The 17,246-nt window shown below is 36.2% G+C and carries 15 protein-coding genes; 10 read left to right on the top strand and 5 right to left on the bottom strand.

Going from position 1 to position 17,246, the window contains the following annotated elements; genetic code table 11:
- Window positions 1-22: 22 nt before the first annotated feature.
- Window positions 23-1,774: a GHKL domain-containing protein gene (locus IPI65_11365; GenBank protein ID MBK7442110.1), complete on the bottom strand. Its 1,752-nt coding sequence runs from the start codon at window positions 1,772-1,774 to the stop codon at window positions 23-25.
- A 188-nt stretch (window positions 1,775-1,962) separates the two neighbouring features.
- On the opposite strand from IPI65_11365, the gene htpG reads away from it, so the two are divergent.
- Complete coding sequence (gene htpG / locus IPI65_11360) at window positions 1,963-3,834, top strand: molecular chaperone HtpG (protein ID MBK7442109.1); 1,872 nt, start codon at window positions 1,963-1,965, stop codon at window positions 3,832-3,834.
- Window positions 3,835-3,887: 53 nt separating this feature from the next.
- On the opposite strand, the gene IPI65_11355 is transcribed toward htpG, so the two are convergent.
- The gene (locus IPI65_11355) at window positions 3,888-4,781 is read right to left on the bottom strand and encodes a hypothetical protein (protein MBK7442108.1); all 894 of its coding nucleotides are present in this window, start codon (window positions 4,779-4,781) and stop codon (window positions 3,888-3,890) included.
- A gap of 161 nt (window positions 4,782-4,942) precedes the next feature.
- On the opposite strand from IPI65_11355, the gene IPI65_11350 reads away from it, so the two are divergent.
- Together IPI65_11350 and IPI65_11345 are read left to right on the top strand one after the other, a co-directional pair.
- A complete protein-coding gene (locus IPI65_11350) occupies window positions 4,943-5,962 on the top strand; it encodes a histidine kinase (protein ID MBK7442107.1) in 1,020 nt (339 codons plus the stop codon).
- Between the two features lie 4 nt (window positions 5,963-5,966).
- On the top strand, window positions 5,967-6,659 hold the full coding sequence (locus IPI65_11345) for a response regulator transcription factor (protein MBK7442106.1): 693 nt from the start codon (window positions 5,967-5,969) through the stop codon (window positions 6,657-6,659).
- 55 nt (window positions 6,660-6,714) lie between these two features.
- Here IPI65_11345 and IPI65_11340 read toward each other — a convergent pair whose 3' ends face one another.
- Entirely contained in the window at window positions 6,715-7,356 is a 642-nt protein-coding gene (locus IPI65_11340; protein MBK7442105.1) for an MBL fold metallo-hydrolase, read from the bottom strand.
- A 68-nt stretch (window positions 7,357-7,424) separates the two neighbouring features.
- Between IPI65_11340 and IPI65_11335 the strand changes: the two genes are divergently transcribed.
- The 5 genes from IPI65_11335 to apaG all read left to right on the top strand — a co-directional run bounded on the left by IPI65_11335 (window position 7,425) and on the right by apaG (window position 13,763).
- Window positions 7,425-10,883: a PD40 domain-containing protein gene (locus tag IPI65_11335; GenBank protein MBK7442104.1), complete on the top strand. Its 3,459-nt coding sequence runs from the start codon at window positions 7,425-7,427 to the stop codon at window positions 10,881-10,883.
- 34 nt (window positions 10,884-10,917) lie between these two features.
- Window positions 10,918-11,817, top strand: a complete 900-nt coding sequence (locus IPI65_11330; GenBank protein MBK7442103.1) for an EamA family transporter — start codon at window positions 10,918-10,920, stop codon at window positions 11,815-11,817.
- Window positions 11,818-11,906: 89 nt separating this feature from the next.
- Window positions 11,907-12,779: a YicC family protein gene (locus IPI65_11325; protein MBK7442102.1), complete on the top strand. Its 873-nt coding sequence runs from the start codon at window positions 11,907-11,909 to the stop codon at window positions 12,777-12,779.
- Window positions 12,779-13,345, top strand: a complete 567-nt coding sequence (gmk, locus tag IPI65_11320) for a guanylate kinase (protein ID MBK7442101.1) — start codon at window positions 12,779-12,781, stop codon at window positions 13,343-13,345. Before IPI65_11325 ends, gmk begins: the two co-directional genes overlap by 1 nt.
- 37 nt (window positions 13,346-13,382) lie before the next feature.
- On the top strand, window positions 13,383-13,763 hold the full coding sequence (gene apaG / locus IPI65_11315) for a Co2+/Mg2+ efflux protein ApaG (GenBank protein ID MBK7442100.1): 381 nt from the start codon (window positions 13,383-13,385) through the stop codon (window positions 13,761-13,763).
- On the opposite strand, the gene IPI65_11310 is transcribed toward apaG, so the two are convergent.
- Window positions 13,760-14,380, bottom strand: a complete 621-nt coding sequence (locus IPI65_11310; protein MBK7442099.1) for a hypothetical protein — start codon at window positions 14,378-14,380, stop codon at window positions 13,760-13,762. The two genes, apaG and IPI65_11310, sit on opposite strands and share 4 nt — an antisense overlap.
- A complete protein-coding gene (locus tag IPI65_11305; protein ID MBK7442098.1) occupies window positions 14,356-14,820 on the bottom strand; it encodes a hypothetical protein in 465 nt (154 codons plus the stop codon). Before IPI65_11305 ends, IPI65_11310 begins: the two co-directional genes overlap by 25 nt.
- A gap of 35 nt (window positions 14,821-14,855) precedes the next feature.
- Between IPI65_11305 and IPI65_11300 the strand changes: the two genes are divergently transcribed.
- Both IPI65_11300 and IPI65_11295 read left to right on the top strand, forming a co-directional pair.
- Window positions 14,856-15,524 carry an outer membrane beta-barrel protein gene (locus IPI65_11300; GenBank protein MBK7442097.1) on the top strand — a complete coding sequence of 223 codons (669 nt, stop codon included), beginning with the start codon at window positions 14,856-14,858 and terminating at the stop codon, window positions 15,522-15,524.
- A 57-nt stretch (window positions 15,525-15,581) separates the two neighbouring features.
- Complete coding sequence (locus IPI65_11295; GenBank protein ID MBK7442096.1) at window positions 15,582-17,237, top strand: NAD+ synthase; 1,656 nt, start codon at window positions 15,582-15,584, stop codon at window positions 17,235-17,237.
- The last annotated feature ends 9 nt before the right edge of the window (window positions 17,238-17,246 follow it).

The raw sequence follows: 17,246 nt of genomic DNA, 5'->3' as shown, positions 1-17,246 counted from the left end.
ATGATACAATTACCAATCAATATCAACTGGCTGTAACGGGCAGGGTAAATTTAAATATACAGCCATGGTTATTATTTGCCTCCACCCTTATTTTTCCACCGGCCTGGTCGATTATTTTTTTACAAATGGCCAACCCGATTCCGGTTCCTGAATATTCATCTCTTGAATGTAAACGCTGAAAAATGAGAAATATTTTTTCTTTGTATTCTTCAGGAATACCGATACCGTTATCAGCAACCGCAAAATGGTATTTTTTTGCAGTTAAATTATAGGTGATATCAATTATCGGTTGTGCGCTTTTATTATATTTAATGGCATTGGAGATTAAATTCTGGAACAACTGAACCATATGGGTTTCATCGGCTTGCAAAACCGGTAAAACCGGCGAATTGATAATTACATTTCTTTCTGCAATCTGACTTTTTAAAGTGCCTGAAACTATTTTAAGCACTTTATTTAAATCGACAGCCTCCAGTGAACGTACAAAGCTGATTCCCGATAACGTAAGTAAATCGCTGATGAGGTTTTGCATGGTATGTGTACCATGGATAATAAATTGCATAAATTCCTTCTGGTCATCATCCAGCTTGTCGCGTAAGCCCCTTTCCAACAATTGCACATAAGAAGAAACCATGCGCAACGGTTCGCGTAAATCGTGACTGGCTACATGTGCAAATTGTCGCAATTCGTTGTTCGAAAATTCCAGTTGATTTGCATATTTAGCAATTTGTTCATTCTTGGAGCGCAACAATTGAGCTTCTTGATCCTTAATTTCTAATTCATATTCATTTCTTGCTCTTGCAATAGCGAATGTTTTTTCGTCGTTAAATAAATCTTTCAGTGAATCAGCATATTTTTTTTGGTACCGATAAGCTTCTTCAAAATTATTTATGCCGATATAACTTTGTGAAAGATTATCATATAAAGTTGAGAGCGCCTTTTTTACGCCAACGGATTCAAAATATTGTTCAGCAATTTTAAAATGTTCAATCGCCTTATCAAACTTTTTTTGCATTGCACTTGCTTCACCCATTTGGTTGTGCGTATGGGCCGAATGATAAGTGCTGTTGATTATTAAATCATAATCCTGTGCATCGGCAAAAAACTTTTCACCGGTTTCTATCATACCCATTTTGGTGTAAACCAAGCCGATGTTAGAACAATAAATAGACAAAAAAGAAGTTGCGTTTTCTTTTAAAGCTAAATCTCTTGCTTTTAATAAATATTCAAGCGAAGATTTTAATTCGTTTTGTTTGAAATAATAAACTGCATATGAATTATAACAATTTGCTACACCACCCGAATCTTCAATTTCTTCATAAACCTTTAGCGCTTTTTCGAGATATTCACTTTGTGCAAACTCAGCACCGGTAAAATTGAATAAGATAAAAATATTGTAATAAGTATGTGCCAGCCAGCGCTTTTCATAATAATTTTTATCCGGCCGGTGTTCTAGTAATTTAATACATTCGAGATAATGTTTTTGAGTGAGCACATTGTCGCCGAGAAAATGATAATTTCTGCCAAGGTTCAAATGATAATAGGCGGCATATCTTTTTTTGAACTCACCCTTCATCAGGTTAAACCCTTCGGTGCATAATTTTATGGACTGGTAGTAATTATTTTTAACTAAACATTCAAACAAAGCTGATTCAATTATGGCCAATCCACGATAATTATTACTATCAATGGAATTGGCTAATTCGAGCGCCTTTTGCGATAAATTTTCGATTTCAGAATTGCGTTTTGATACCAAATCCCAGGATGTATGCAAAAGCGATTCGATTTCTGCTTTGGTGTTTTGAATGTATGTCCTGTTGATACTGCCCATTTATGCCTGCTGCTGAGAGGGCAAATGTAGCCAATTCCTGCAAAAAACCGACACTTTCAGCGACAAATTGTCAGCCAAAATGCAATGGCACAGCGTTTGAAATGCGGGGTTTACCTAAAATTACGATACGTATGTCATTAGAAAAAGGAACCATAGCCGTTCAAACGGAAAACATTTTCCCCATTATTAAAAAGTTTCTTTACAGCGACCATGAAATCTTTTTGAGAGAATTGGTTTCCAATGCTGTAGATGCCACCCAAAAACTTAAAAAACTTTCATCCTTAGGTGAAATAACCGGTGAAATTGGTGCTACCAATATCAGTGTACACATAGATAAAGAAGCCGGCACCCTGACAATTTCAGATAAAGGTATCGGTATGACTGCCGATGAGGTTAAAAAGTATATTAACCAGGTTGCCTTTTCCAGTGCCAGTGAGTTTCTTGAAAAGTATAAGGGGTTAGATGACGGTAAAAGTATAATTGGCCATTTCGGGTTAGGTTTCTACAGCGCGTTTATGGTGGCAGATAAGGTGATGATTATAACCCGTTCAGGACGCGCCGATGCTGAACCTGTTCGCTGGATTTGTGATGGCAGCACAGAATTTACCCTCGAACCATGGGAAAAAGCCGAACGCGGAACCGATGTGGTTTTATTTATAAATGAAGAGAATAAATCCTTTTTAGAGGAATCAAAAATTGAAGGCCTTTTAACTAAGTATTGTAAGTTTTTACCAGTTGAAATTCAATTCGGTGAAAAAACTGAAACAGTTAAAGGTGAAAATGAAGGGGAAGACACTACTGTTACCACGCCAAATATTATTAATAATCCGGCGCCGGCATGGACTAAAAAACCATCAGATTTAACAGACGAGGATTATAAAAACTTTTATAACGAGCTTTATCCATATACCGAAGCACCATTATTTTGGATTCATTTAAATGTAGACTATCCATTTAACTTAACGGGGATATTATACTTCCCGCGCATCAAAAAAAGTTATGAAATCCAAAAAAATAAAATTCAACTTTACAGCAATCAGGTATTTGTTACCGATGAGGTAAAAGAAATTGTCCCTGAATGGTTAACCCTGTTACATGGTGTTATTGACTCACCGGATATTCCGTTAAACGTTTCCAGAAGTTATTTACAGAGTGATCAGAATGTTAAAAAAATAAACAACTACATCACTAAAAAAGTAGCAGAAAAATTAGAAGAAACATTTAAAAAAGACCGTGCTGAATTTGAAAATAAATGGGATAACATTAATGTTATCATTAAATATGGTATGTTAAGTGATGAGAAATTTGCTGAACGCGCCGAAAAATTCTGTTTATTGCAAAATACCGATAAAAAATACTTCACTTTTGAAGAATACAAAGAGCATATTAAAGCCGGACAAACAGATAAAAACAATTCCATTATTGCATTATATACCAATAATACGACTGATCATCACACTTACGTAGATGCAGCTAAAAACCGTGGTTATGATGTGTTGGAAACAGATAATGTAATCGACAATCATTTTATTTCATTTTTAGAACAAAAAATGACCGGTGTTCAGTTTAAACGTGTGGATGCTGACACTGTAGACCAGCTTATAGATAAAGATGAAAAAACTGCCTCTGTATTAAATGAAACAGAAGAACAATCAGTTAAAACATTATTTGAACAAATTTCAGATGCCAATGCTGCAACTATTGTTTTAACACCGCAATCACCTGAAGATAGTCCTGTTTCAATTACCAAACCGGAATTTATGCGCAGGATGAAAGAGATGAGCCACCTCAATGGAATGGACTTTGCTGCAAGTATGCCTGATCAGTATAATTTAGTGGTAAACACCAATCATCCTGTAATCCAAAAAATATTAAAACAGGAAGCTGAAGAACAAGCTTTATCGGTAAAACAATTACACGACCTTGCATTATTATCGCAAGGCATGTTAAAAGGCACCGACCTGAGCGAATTTGTAAAACGCAGTGTTACGATGATGAATTAATTCATCCCAAAAAATCATAAAAGACTCCGCTTTTTAGGCGGAGTTTTTTATTGTTATTCCTGTCCAATTGCACCAAATTTTACCAAATTAAATTCATTGGAACATTCAAATAAATGTGTCAATATTTGTGCGTGCCCCTGTCCTATTATTACTAAAATTCTATCATCAGGAGCAGTTGTAATTTCCTGCAGATTCCTGTATATACGCAGGTTGCGGCTATACCAGTGCATAGCGAGTGCATCAGCTCCTTCGTATGTGCCTAAATCAAAATCACCGGTTAGATAGGAACCATAGCCTTTATCTAAAACATGATCGCTGTTGAGGTATAAAAAATAATCTAACAAAGTCATTTTTAATGCCAATGCATCATCAAAATCATAAAATTGTTTATACAAATTGGAAATGGTATCATCGCTAATAAAATCCCATTCATTATAAACACTGTCTAATATCGGGCGTAAACAAAGCGAATCATTTGAATCGTACCAATCCATAACAATTGGCCTTGCGTTTACCCCATAAATAGTATCTAACTGTAAATCGCGCATTAGTCTGAATCCAATTTGTTCAATCTCATCCGGGCCCAATGGTTTTGTTCCTGCCTGCCATTCATCATAACGTCGAAGTAAATAACCGGTAATTGGTCCGGACTCAACAGCAATTTTTGTTGGTTTATACAATTTAATGTATTCAACCAAAGCTTCCATTTCTTTTTGACGTTCAGGTGATAATACATTTACCTGCTCGGTTTCATCTGTTTTGTGTGCATCGAAATTATAATAAGCAAAATGGAAACTCCCCACTATTAACATAGATGGCAATTGCCGTTGACCCAATAAAATAGAATCCATTTGTTCCTGTGCTTCAGCTACAGTAATTTGCGATTGTCCGTATGTGTTAACAGAAAATAACAATAAGGCGATTGATAAAATAAATAGTTTATGCATAATCTTTTTTTTCAAAAGTAGTCCGTCACTTTTTTCACTTAAAATGTTATCGCTCAACATGGGAAATCTATCTGCAAAATGGTTTTTCGTGTTTGCAGATAGAAATAAGGTGTTTGCAGACAAATGGCTAGGCTGCTGACGGATTTTATTACTTTTACAACATGACAAAACGCCAATTGTGGCTGGTTTACGGCATTACCATTTTTATGCTGGTAATTGGTTTGGAAGTAATTCACACCAGTATATATCAGGACGGTAAATCAGGATTATACCATTTTAGTCCTTTTGATATTACATATGTAATATATGTAATGTTTACACTGCTGCTTGTCCGCTTTCTCTTGAAAAAATTCTTCCCCCAAAAAAGGTATTTTTTTATTTTCCTTTCCCTAATTGGCATGTTTCCCATATTCATGGGCTTTCGCTATTTCCTGGAAGAATTTCTTGCTCCATTAATTATCCATCAAAGCAATTATAATGATGAAATCACCATTGGTTATTATATAGCTGATAATATCAGTTATGCATTGTATTACATTTTAATTGGGGTATTGTTATATTTTTTAGATTATACCATCACACACCAAAAAAAGGTGCATCTACTGGAAGCTAAACATCGGGAAGCTGAATTAAATTATTTACGCGCTCAGTTTAACCCACATTTTTTGTTTAATTCTTTAAATAATATTTACAGCCTGGTTTCAGAAAAATCGGACCTTGCAGCTGAAGCTGTGATGCGCCTTTCAGACCTCACTCGATATTTAATTTATGAGAAAGAAATTACTTGTCCCATAAAGGACGAACTCATTCAAACAGAAAATTATATCACTTTACAACAATTGCGTTTTGATTATCCACTCCCAATTTTAAAAACCTATACCGGTGCTTATGAGGATAAAAAGATTCCACCTTTTACTTTGGTTACATTAATTGAGAACGCATTCAAACACGGTGATTTTAAAGACAAAGATCAGCCACTGCAAATAACGATACAAGCCAGTGATACTGAGTTAAACATACAAGTGAGTAATAAAATCGGCAAACACAATAAAGATAACACTAGTGGAGTTGGGCTTGCCAATATTCGCAAACGTTTAGATTTGGTTTTTCCCGGAAGTTATTCCATGAGTAATAGTTTAGAAAATAATATATTTACCTTGCATTTAACCATAAGATATTAAATTGATGGCGCTTAGGTGTTGTATAATTGATGATGAACCTCTGGCAATAAAATTATTGTCGGGCTATGTAGCAAAAACACCTCAACTCGAATTAATTTTAGCTACTACGAACCCGTTTCAGGCAATTGAAATGGTGCAAAACAATATGATCGATCTGGTTTTACTCGACATACAAATGCCGGAATTAACCGGGATTCAGTTTATGAAAATTATTGAAAATAAATGTGGGGTTATTATTACAACTGCTTATAAAGATTATGCTTTACAGGGTTTTGAATTCGATGTGATTGACTATCTGCTAAAACCAATTCCCTACGAAAATTTTTATGCATCCATTCAAAAAGCAACACAACGTATTCATCCGAAACCCGCAGCAACAGTCACCAATTACCTGTTTGTAAAATCTGACCATCGTTTAATAAAATTAAATTACGATGAAATTTATTACTTAGAAAGTTTTCGAGATTACATCACTGTTCACACAAGCAGCGATAAAATTTTAACACTTCAAAGTTTGCGCAGTTTTGAAGAAACTTTACCCCGTGAAAAATTTATCCGCATCCATAAATCACACCTTATTGCCATCGATAAAATTGATGCCATCGAAAATAACCGTATCCTTATTCACAACACTTTTTTACCTATTGGTGAAGTTTATAAAGAGGTTGTAATGGCCAGATTGCAATTAAAAAAATAAAATTAAGCTGTTCCATTGCGCAACAAAAGCAATCAGAAAATCTGCTTCGACCTAATTATTCATTTAAAAACGGATTTTCCTTCCGTTCTTCTCCGATTGTAGTTGGCTGCATATGCCCGGCGTAAACTTTAGTTTCGTCAGGCAGGGTCATTAATTTTTCATTAATGGATTGAATTAGTGTTTCATAATTACCTCCGGGTAAATCGGTGCGGCCGATGGACCTTTTAAATAAAACATCTCCACTCACAATAAATTTATCAGCAACGTTGTAAAAACAAACCGAAGCCGGTGAATGTCCGGGTGTAAAAAAAACCTTAAAGGTGGTATTGCCAAATTTCACCTCATCGCCTTCATCAACAAAAATTTCGGGTTCAGGTGAACCTTTGTAGTAAATACCCATGGTTGGCGCATAATTTACCACCTCATGCAAAACCGGGAGCTCCCCTTTATGCATCATTAAAGGCACACGCCAGGTGTCGGAAACGAACTTATTTCCCAGCACATGGTCAATATGGCAATGGGTGTTGATCAGGTATTTTGGCGTCAAACGCTGTCTGGTTATAAAATCGCCCAATTCTTCCATCTCTTCTTTTGTGTAACAACCGGGGTCAACCACAACGCATTCGCCGGTTTCATCGTATATAACATAGGTGTTTTCGTAGAAGGGGTTAAACGTAAAACTCACAATATGGGCCATCAGAATATCGTTATTTTGTAAAATTTTGTTGAATAATTGAACTTTACGGCAAAACTACGTATTTTGCAATGGTGAAGGGGGCTCCCGGTATGAAGAAAACAGGTTTACGTTACATATATTTTGTTGCTGTCACCCTGCTGTTGATGGCAACCAATTCTGCCTTTAGTCAGGGCACTCAGGTGCAGTTTGGCCAAAACCGAGTGCAATACAAAGATTTTACCTGGCAATTTTATGAAGGTGAACACTTTTTAGTGTATTTCAACCAGGGCGGTCAAAACCTTGGAAAATTTGCCGCACAAATTGCTGAAGCCGATTTAATACAAATTGAAGACCTGCTCGATTATAAACTCAATTCAAAACCGGAAATTATTGTATACAATAATATCTCCGACTACAATCAAAGTAATTTCGCTGTAGGCAAAGAAGAACAATACAATATTGGTGGGCAAACAAAAATAATCGGCAATAAAATATTTATTTATTTCGATGGCAATCATCAGCATTTAAGAAAACAAATTCGTGAAGGTGTTGGAAAAGTTTTAATTAACGCTATGATTTTTGGAGGTAACCTGCAGGAAATTGTTCAAAATGCCGTGCTTTTAAATTTACCAGAATGGTTTACAGAAGGTTTGGTTTCTTATATCGGTGAAGAATGGAATACCGAACTCGACAACCAGTTGCGCGAAGGTGTATTATCAGGTCGTTATCAGAAATTCAATAAACTTACCGGTGAGGATGCGCGATTTGCAGGGCATGCTTTATGGTACTATATCGCTGAAAGTTATGGCGAAGCAACTATCCCGAATTTATTATATTTAATAAGAATAAACCGCTCACTCGAAAATGGATTTTTGTTTGTTTTAGGTGCAGGTGTTAACAGTACCATTGATGATTGGTACAAATATTTTTTAGCTAAATATCAAAAAGAGTCGGTAGATAAAAATAAACCGGCGACTGAAAATATTATCCCAAGAAAAACTAAAAAAAATGTGCAATACCATGAATTGTCATTAAGTCCTGATGGAAAAAATATTGCTTATGCAGTTGATGACCATGGGAAATTTAAAGTGTACATTCAGGAAATCGGGTCGAAAGAAACCAAAAAAGTTAAAAAAGGCTGTTTAAAAACCAGAACCTTAGCTACCGATTTAAGTAATCCGCTTATCACCTGGAGTCCTGACGGGAAAAAACTTGCGATTATTTACGAAAAACGATATAAAAATTTTATCACCACCTACGATACCGATAAAAAAGATAAAGAAACAAAAGAGTTAACCCGTTTTCAGAAAATATTGGATGCACATTTTGCCAAAACAAATAACCGACTCATTATGAGTGTTATGAATAACGGGCAAAGTGATATCTACATGTATCATTTACTTAACGACAGGGTTGAACAATTAACAAACGATTATTTCGACGATTTAAATCCGGGTTATGTTGAATTAAACAATGGTTACGAAGGTATTATTTTCGCATCTAACCGCGACCGCGATTCATTGTATACAACCAGAACAGTTGATTCTATTTTGCCGGTAGGTAACATGGATTTATATTTCTACGATTACATCCACAAATCAAAAAAACTGGTAAAAATTACACACACCAAAAAAATAAGTGAAACAGCACCATTACAATTCGACGAAAAACATTTTGCTTATCTGAGTGATCAAAATGGTATTATTAATCGTTTTGGCGGATATTTAGATAGCTTATATGACCATACTGATACATTGGTGTTTTATCCGGATTCAACCGTAACGAACCCACTTTACGATTATAAAGATTTAACCGTTTGGCCAAAATTCGATTCCATGTTGCTGGCCGATATTTATCGCGATACCGCTTATGTTTTTCCGGTTACAAATTATTCAGGCAATATTCTTGAACATGATATCAACTGGAAAACAGGGAAAGTGGCAGAAGTATTTCAGCAGGGGAAAAATAATGTGTTCTTTATAACTAACGCACCGGGTGACATGAGCGAAATAAAAAATAATACGCTCAATAATACCACCTTCCGGAATTTTATTAATCTTAAAAAGAAAGATGATGATGTTGTAACCACAATAAGTGAAACGGATTCATCTACTATGATTAAAACACAAACAATAATCACCAGTACCGATACAATTAAAAAGAAAATTGATGAAGGCATGTTTTTCCAAACCGATTTTTCGGATGAGGAAACAACAGCCGTTGCAACAGATGAAGTTGCACTTGGTCAGTCAAAAAATCCGGAGCAGGAAAATATTAATACCGGAAAAAAATTCCGTTCGTCCCGCATCATTCCTTATCGTTTAAAATTCAGCAACGAATTTGTAACCAGTCAGCTCGATAATAGTTTATTTATAAATAAATACGAAAGTTTTAATACATCAGGTGGCGTTTATTCTACACCAAATTTAGGTGCCTTGTTTACTGTAAGCATCAGCGATTTATTTGAAGATTATCGCTTTACAGGTGGCATGCGTTTTCCAACTTCGTTTTCAGGCGGTGAATATTATTTATCATATGACGATTTAAAACATCGCATCGATAAAAAACTTACCTGGTATTATCAAACTGACAAAGCACAATATACCTTCCAGCCACTTTGGTATCCGGTAGTTGATGCCGGTGTTAAAACCAATGTTATTGAAGGCAGTTTAAAATATCCAATTGATGTAATTCGCAGTTTACGAGGCAGTGTATCTTATCGTGGTGAAAAAATTATATTTCTAGCCAACGATACATTCAGCTTAAATCTGCCGAATTATAAAGAAGACTGGCTGTCATTTAAACTGGAATATGTACATGATAATACTTATCCTGTAATGACAAACATTTTACATGGCATGCGTTACAAAGTATGGTTAGAAATACATAAACAATTTGAAGTAAATGCTGACCAGGGATTAAAAATCAGTTTAAATGATGGCTACATGGGTGTATTTGGTTTTGATTTCCGTCATTACCAAAAAATTCATCGTCAGCTCACTTGGGCTAATCGTATTGCAGGAGGTTCATCATTCGGTCCGCAGAAATTAATTTATTATTTGGGTGGTGTTGATAGCTGGATAGCACCTGTATTTAATACCGATGTGGAAATAAATCAGGAAGCCGGCTACGCTTATCAAACATTAGCAACTAACCTGAGAGGTTACGATCAAAATGCACGCAATGGAAACGGCTATGTTGTATTTAATTCGGAATTGCGTTTCCCTATTTTTTCTTATTTCTTTAATAAACCATTGCGTTCTGAATTATTACGCAATTTACAAATAGTTGGTTTTTATGATATTGGTTCTGCATGGGAAGGTAAATCACCTTTCGAAGAAGATAATCCATACACCAATAATGAAATTGAACAAATTCCAATTACTGTAAACGTAAATTATTATCGCGACCCGCTTGTTATGGGAACCGGCTTAGGCGTGCGCACTACGTTGTTTGGATATTTTGTTCGCGTTGATCGTGCTCAACCGCTCGATGCTAATGGTTTAGGCGATCCAAGATGGTATTTTTCGCTCAGCCTTGATTTCTAATTAATAAGTTCAGGAGTAATTGTAATTTTGCACCGTGAAACCGGCGCTCAAAGCACATTTTTTTATTCTTGGTGCAAATATTATTTACGGAATTAATTATGCAATCGGTAAAATTGCTTTACAACATATTGAACCATTTGGCATTGTACTTTTTCGTGTAACCGGTGCTGTTATAATTTTCACCATACTTGCATTTATCACCAAACACGAAAAAATTGAACCGGGTGATCATAAAAAATTATTTGTTGCCTCATTGTTTGGCGTAGTTATCAATCAATTATTCTTTTTTAAGGGATTAAGTCTTACATCCGAAATTCATTCAGCCATGATCATGATTGCAACACCGCTGATTGTGCTTATCATGGCCTGGGTAATTTTAAAAGAAAAAATAACGTGGATAAAAACAATAGGTATAATTATCGGTGCAATTGGTGTAGCCTTATTAATTTCTTCAGGCGCCGCGGATAAATCTTCCCCTTCCAGTATTGCCGGTGATATTTGTATTACCATAAACGCAACCTCTTATGCTATTTTTCTCATTATTGCCAAACCACTAATGGTAAAATATTCGCCATATACTTTAGCGCGCTGGATTTTTACTTACGGTATTTTATTTATTATTCCATTTGGCTGGAAAGAAGCTGCTGCCGTTAATTGGGAAACTGTTCCATCTGTTGCCATTTGGGCACTGGTTTATGTTATCCTTGGTGCCACCGTATTGGCTTATTTATTTAATATTTTAGGATTAAACTATGGGTCTCCTGCCTTAGTGAGTATTTACATTTATACACAGCCTGTAATTGCGAGTATCATTGCCGTTGTTTATGGAAATGACCATCTCACCCTCGAAAAAATAATATCTGCATTACTGGTATTTACCGGTGTTGCACTGGTGAGTTTTACATCTGTGAAGAAACAAAATGCACTGAATTAATCTCCCCCACCCTGCTTTGGTTAGCATGCTTCGGTAAAAAATCTTTGAATCCAACCGTATAATCGTATTTTTGTGTTCAAATTGACTGTATGATTATATCAATGACGGGTTATGGACGAAGTACTTTTAGCCTTGGTGGTAAAAATATTGTGCTCGAAATCAAAACATTAAACAGTAAATCGTTTGATCTGAACCTGCGCATCGCTCCGCTTTTTAAAGAATATGAAATTGAAATTCGCAATCTGCTGAATAAATCGATTATGCGCGGTAAAACCGATTGCACACTCGGTTACGAAATGGCTGATGATAAAGGTGGTGAAGTAAATCCCGTTGCCGTTAAAGAATATTATCGTCAGCTTAAAGCAATTGCCAACGAATTAAATGTGGATGATTCACGAGTGTTTGATCTTGTGTTTCGCCTGCCGAATGTAACTACAACTTCAAACGAAAGTTTGTCGGAAGAACAGTGGGCGGAAGTAAATAAACAATTAGAAAATGCCTGCAAACAATTAAATAAATTTAGAACCGATGAAGGGGCAAATCTTGAAAAAGATCTGGTATTAAGAGTGCAACTGATGCGTGAAGCATTAAAAGAAGTTGAAGGTCTCGACCCATCAAGAATGGAGCAACAGCGCACAAAAATGTTCAGCGATTTGCAAAGTTATATGGGTGATGAAGATATTGATAAAAACAGGTTTGAGCAGGAATTAATTTTTTATCTGGAAAAAATGGATATCACAGAAGAAGTTACACGCCTCCGTTCACATTGCGATTACTTTATTGATACCATTAATGAATCACTCAGTGAAAAAGGAAAAAAACTCGGATTTATTTGTCAGGAAATGAACAGAGAAATTAATACCATCGGTTCAAAATCATATCACGCAGAAATGCAACGCAAAGTTGTTGTTATGAAAGATGAACTTGAAAAAATAAAAGAACAATTAAATAACGTGTTATAATGCAGGGCAAAATAGTAATTGTTACAGCACCATCAGGAGCAGGAAAAACAACTATTGTTAAACATTTACTTGCCAGCGAACCAAAACTTGCCTTTTCGGTTTCAGCCACAACGCGAACCATTCGCAATATGGAAACCGATGGAAAAGATTATTATTTTTTGAGTGTAGAACAATTCAAAGAAAAAATAAATCAGGATGCATTTGTTGAGTGGGAAGAAGTGTATCCGGGCAAATTATATGGCACCTTAAAAAGTGAAGTTGAACGTATTTGGAATGCCAATCAGCATATTATTTTTGATGTAGATGTAAAAGGTGCATTATCGCTAAAAAATAAATACCCCGAACAAACTATTTCGCTTTTTATTCAGCCGCCTTCACTGGAAGTTTTAATCGACCGACTTACCAAACGAAATACAGAAACGCCGGAAACACTCAAAACGCGCATTGAGCGGGTAAAATATGAGCTTACTTTTTCGGGGCAATTCGACCATGTGATTGTAAACGACGAGCTGGAACGCGCTCAGGCAGAGGCTTTGAGCCTTGTGCATAATTTTTTAAGCGCTTAGGCGAACAAATTTGATTTTTAACTACTTTTACGTGGACATGGTAACATCCATAACACAAGGTGTAAAAGTAAGCGTTGAAACCTTTTTTCAACCGGATCACTCCCGTAGAGGCGAGTTTGTGTTTGCCTACCGTATTACCATCGAAAATAAAAGTGAAAATACCGTTCAGTTGCTGCGCAGACATTGGCATATTTACGACGGAATGGGCATTTGGCGCGAAGTAGAAGGTGAAGGTGTTATAGGCGAAACACCGGTTATTGAACCCGGCCACATGCATCAATATGTTTCAGGATGCCATTTAATTGCCCCAATGGGAAAAATGAAAGGCACTTACCTGATGGTGAGAACTATGGACGGCCAATACTTTGATGTTATTATTCCTGAATTCCAGATGATAGCGCCATTTATGCTCAATTAATCTTCAGGTCCGTATCCTGACAGTTTTAGAATCTTCAGCGCATCTGTTTCATAAAACAATTCATATAAATTCGTATCCGGATTTTCCTGCATAAAGGCTCTTATTATTTGCCAACCTGTCCATGCAGCAACCCTTCCGGGCGCATCTTCGGGCATTCCCTGCGATGTAGGTGCATCATCCATATAGCGTCGCATATCATCAGTGCGCTTAGAAAATAACAATTCCTCACCTGCTAAAAACTTCCAAATTTCTGCCTCATTATCATAACACCACTCCAATTGGGCTTCGGTATAACCCATTTTAACAGAATCTTCCATGTCGGGCAGCACACAATCGAGGTAATACATCATTTTTCCCTCCAAAACCATAGCATCCAGCAGCGACATTTCCGGAGCCGGCGGTGCAGGTATATAACCATCCATTAAACTCCGCATCACATTTAACGGAATATATGGTCTGTCGAAACGGAATGTGATATACAGCGGCATGTTATTTTCAAAACTGCCATAATAACCGAAATGCTGACCCATATACATGTCTAACTCAATACCAACCGTGGTTTCATTAAATAATGTTTGGTAAACAAATGGGCCTAAATAGGTGTAAACTTGGGGCAAGCTGCTGTCCGGGAAATAATATTTGTAATACCGAAAAGCCTGGCTAAGTTCTTTTCAATATCGGAAATATCGTTGTAAATCAATGCCACACTGTCTTCCAGCCTGCCCATCCATTCATTGCCCGCAGTATTCTGATACAGTGAATCATACAAATTGTAATGTTGTGTGGTATCATCTTTAACTAAACCCCAAAAGTTGGCATTATAGGAATTAAAAATTTCGGGATATTGCTTTTCAATACCTTCAAAAACACTTGTATAATTATCTGGATTAGCAGCACCTATTAATTTTTCCAATCGGATAATGGAAACTTGTTGCTCCGGCACATTAGAAATATCAGGATGCGGATTGTTATTTTTTTTCCCACAACCCGTCGCCAATGTCAATCCTAGTATGCTTATGCTGAGAATTACAAAAAATAACCTATGTTTGTGCACCATGTATCTCTTAATTTAAAATGTAAAACTAATAAGGTATGAAGAAAATTATATTATCCACCCTGTTTTTTTGCGCAATACTCTCTGCAGTGCAAGCGCAACAATTCCGTTTCGGCTTAACGGCAAGCCCGGTTTTTGACTGGGTAAAAGTTGACGGTGAATTATATGAAAGTGTTGGAACCAAAGCAGGCTTCCAATATGGTTTATTATTCGATCAAACAATTGGTAGTGTTGAACGGTATGCATTTTCAACCGGAGTAATCATCAATTATGTAAGAGTTGGAATTACTTCAACCGATACTGCTTTTGATATCACAGCAGAATGGGATGCCCGCTCACAATACATAGAAGTTCCACTTACCATCAGGCTGCGCACCAATGAAATTAATTATTTCAGCTATTATGGTCAGTTTGGTATTACACCGGGTATTTGTATTAAAAGCCGTGGCGATTTATTGGTAAATGATATTGCTGTTGTTGAAGATGTAAACCTGAGAGACAAAGACAACCTCACAGGCGCTCAAAATCAATTGTTTAATATGAGCCTTACGCTTGGCATCGGAACTGAATATTCAATTGCAGAAAATACCAATATCATGGCCGGTATTTTCTTCCAAAACGGCTTTGCCAATATTCTTGATGATGATATTGACGACAACAATGCCTTCCTGAAACAACTAGGTATCCGTATAGGCGTATTGTTTTAAGTAACAAGCAGATAAAAACCTTTAAATTTGTCACGCTCAAAAGGCGTGACTTTTTTTATGAAAATTGCTCTAGCTCAAATTAATGTCCACATTGGCAACTTTGAATCAAATTTCAATAAAATTGAACAGTTTATTCAAGATGCAAAAAAATTACAGGCTGATATTATTTTATTTCCTGAATTAAGTGTGTGTGGTTACCCGCCACGCGATTTTTTAGATTTTGATGATTTTGTAGATAAATGTTACGAAGTAATTGATAAAATTAAACCACTTACACAAGATATTGCTGTGGTAGTTGGTTCACCAAGTCGCAATCCGAAAATTGAAGGTAAAGATTTATTCAATTCAGCTTTTTTTATTTTTGAGGGGGAGATAAAACATATCGTAAATAAAGCATTGCTGCCTACGTATGATATTTTTGATGAATATCGCTACTTTGAGCCGGCTACTGAATTTCAAAATATCACATTTAAAGGTCGCAAAATAGCATTAACCGTTTGTGAAGATTTGTGGAACGTTGGAAATGACAATCCGATGTACAAAGCCTGCCCGATGGATGTACTCATAAAAGATAAAGTACAACCTGAAGTAATGTTAAACATTTCTGCATCACCATTCGATTATGACCATGCTGCCGGAAGAATTACAACCTTAAAAGCGAATACCGCTAAATATAAAATTCCTGTATTTTATGTAAATCACTGCGGGGCTCAAACCGATTTAATTTTTGATGGAGGAAGTATTGTTGTTAATGCTAATTCGGTGGTGTACGATGAAATGCGTTATTTTGAAGAACAGTTAAGTGTTTATGATTTAGATGAAGTTATTGCTTCTGCAAAAACGCAAACCTTGGACAATGTCCAACCAAAAGAAAAAATCGAATTAATTTATCGCGCATTAGTAACCGGCATTAAAAATTATTTCGAAAAATTAGGTTTCAAGAAAGCCATTCTCGGATTAAGTGGTGGTGTTGATTCTGCATTAACTGCTGTGCTTGCTGCAGATGCACTTGGTGCAGAAAATGTTTGGGGATTATTAATGCCTTCACAATATTCAACGGGACACTCCGTAACTGACGCGCTCGATCTTGCAAAAAATATCGGCATAAAACACGATACTATTGCCATTAAAAATATGTATGATCAGGTGGTAAATGAATTAACGCCGTTATTTGATAATAAACCTTTTGATGTAACAGAAGAAAATATTCAGGCACGACTAAGAGGCATGACACTGATGGCGATGTGTAATAAACACGGCTATATTTTATTGAATACTACAAATAAAAGTGAGGCTGCAGTTGGTTATGGCACATTGTATGGCGATTTATGCGGCGGATTAGCCGTGCTCGCCGATGTTTACAAAACAGAAGTATATGAGCTAGTTGCTTACATAAACCGCGAGAAAGAAATAATACCACAACATATCATTATAAAAGCACCGAGTGCAGAATTACGACCCGGCCAAAAAGACCAGGACACCCTGCCACCTTATGAAATATTGGACAAAATATTATATCAATATATTGAGTTATCACAAAGTCCGCAAGATATTTTAGATCTTGGTTTTGATGAATTTACGGTGCGCAGAACATTAAAAATGGTGAATAATAATGAATGGAAACGATTCCAGTTTCCTCCTGTGTTGCGTGTTTCACCTAAAGCATTTGGTGTGGGCCGACGTATGCCTATTGAAGGAAAATATTTATCCTGATAAATAAAT

The sequence above is a fragment of the Bacteroidota bacterium genome, assembly GCA_016706255.1.
Taxonomy (GTDB): Bacteria; Bacteroidota; Bacteroidia; order Chitinophagales; family BACL12; genus UBA7236.
Note: the sequence above shows the minus strand (reverse complement) of the source record. Positions and strands in the feature narration are given on the sequence as shown.

What these genes read in the sequence shown, in the direction of transcription:
- htpG (MBK7442109.1), top strand. Translation starts at nt 1,963, where the DNA reads ATGTCATTAGAAAAAGGAACCATAGCCGTTCAAACGGAAAACATTTTC.
- IPI65_11355 (MBK7442108.1), bottom strand. Translation starts at nt 4,781, where the DNA reads ATGCATAAACTATTTATTTTATCAATCGCCTTATTGTTATTTTCTGTT.
- IPI65_11350 (MBK7442107.1), top strand. Translation starts at nt 4,943, where the DNA reads ATGACAAAACGCCAATTGTGGCTGGTTTACGGCATTACCATTTTTATG.
- IPI65_11345 (MBK7442106.1), top strand. Translation starts at nt 5,967, where the DNA reads ATGGCGCTTAGGTGTTGTATAATTGATGATGAACCTCTGGCAATAAAA.
- IPI65_11340 (MBK7442105.1), bottom strand. Translation starts at nt 7,356, where the DNA reads ATGGCCCATATTGTGAGTTTTACGTTTAACCCCTTCTACGAAAACACC.
- IPI65_11335 (MBK7442104.1), top strand. Translation starts at nt 7,425, where the DNA reads ATGGTGAAGGGGGCTCCCGGTATGAAGAAAACAGGTTTACGTTACATA.
- IPI65_11325 (MBK7442102.1), top strand. Translation starts at nt 11,907, where the DNA reads ATGATTATATCAATGACGGGTTATGGACGAAGTACTTTTAGCCTTGGT.
- gmk (MBK7442101.1), top strand. Translation starts at nt 12,779, where the DNA reads ATGCAGGGCAAAATAGTAATTGTTACAGCACCATCAGGAGCAGGAAAA.
- apaG (MBK7442100.1), top strand. Translation starts at nt 13,383, where the DNA reads ATGGTAACATCCATAACACAAGGTGTAAAAGTAAGCGTTGAAACCTTT.
- IPI65_11305 (MBK7442098.1), bottom strand. Translation starts at nt 14,820, where the DNA reads ATGGTGCACAAACATAGGTTATTTTTTGTAATTCTCAGCATAAGCATA.
- IPI65_11300 (MBK7442097.1), top strand. Translation starts at nt 14,856, where the DNA reads ATGAAGAAAATTATATTATCCACCCTGTTTTTTTGCGCAATACTCTCT.
- IPI65_11295 (MBK7442096.1), top strand. Translation starts at nt 15,582, where the DNA reads ATGAAAATTGCTCTAGCTCAAATTAATGTCCACATTGGCAACTTTGAA.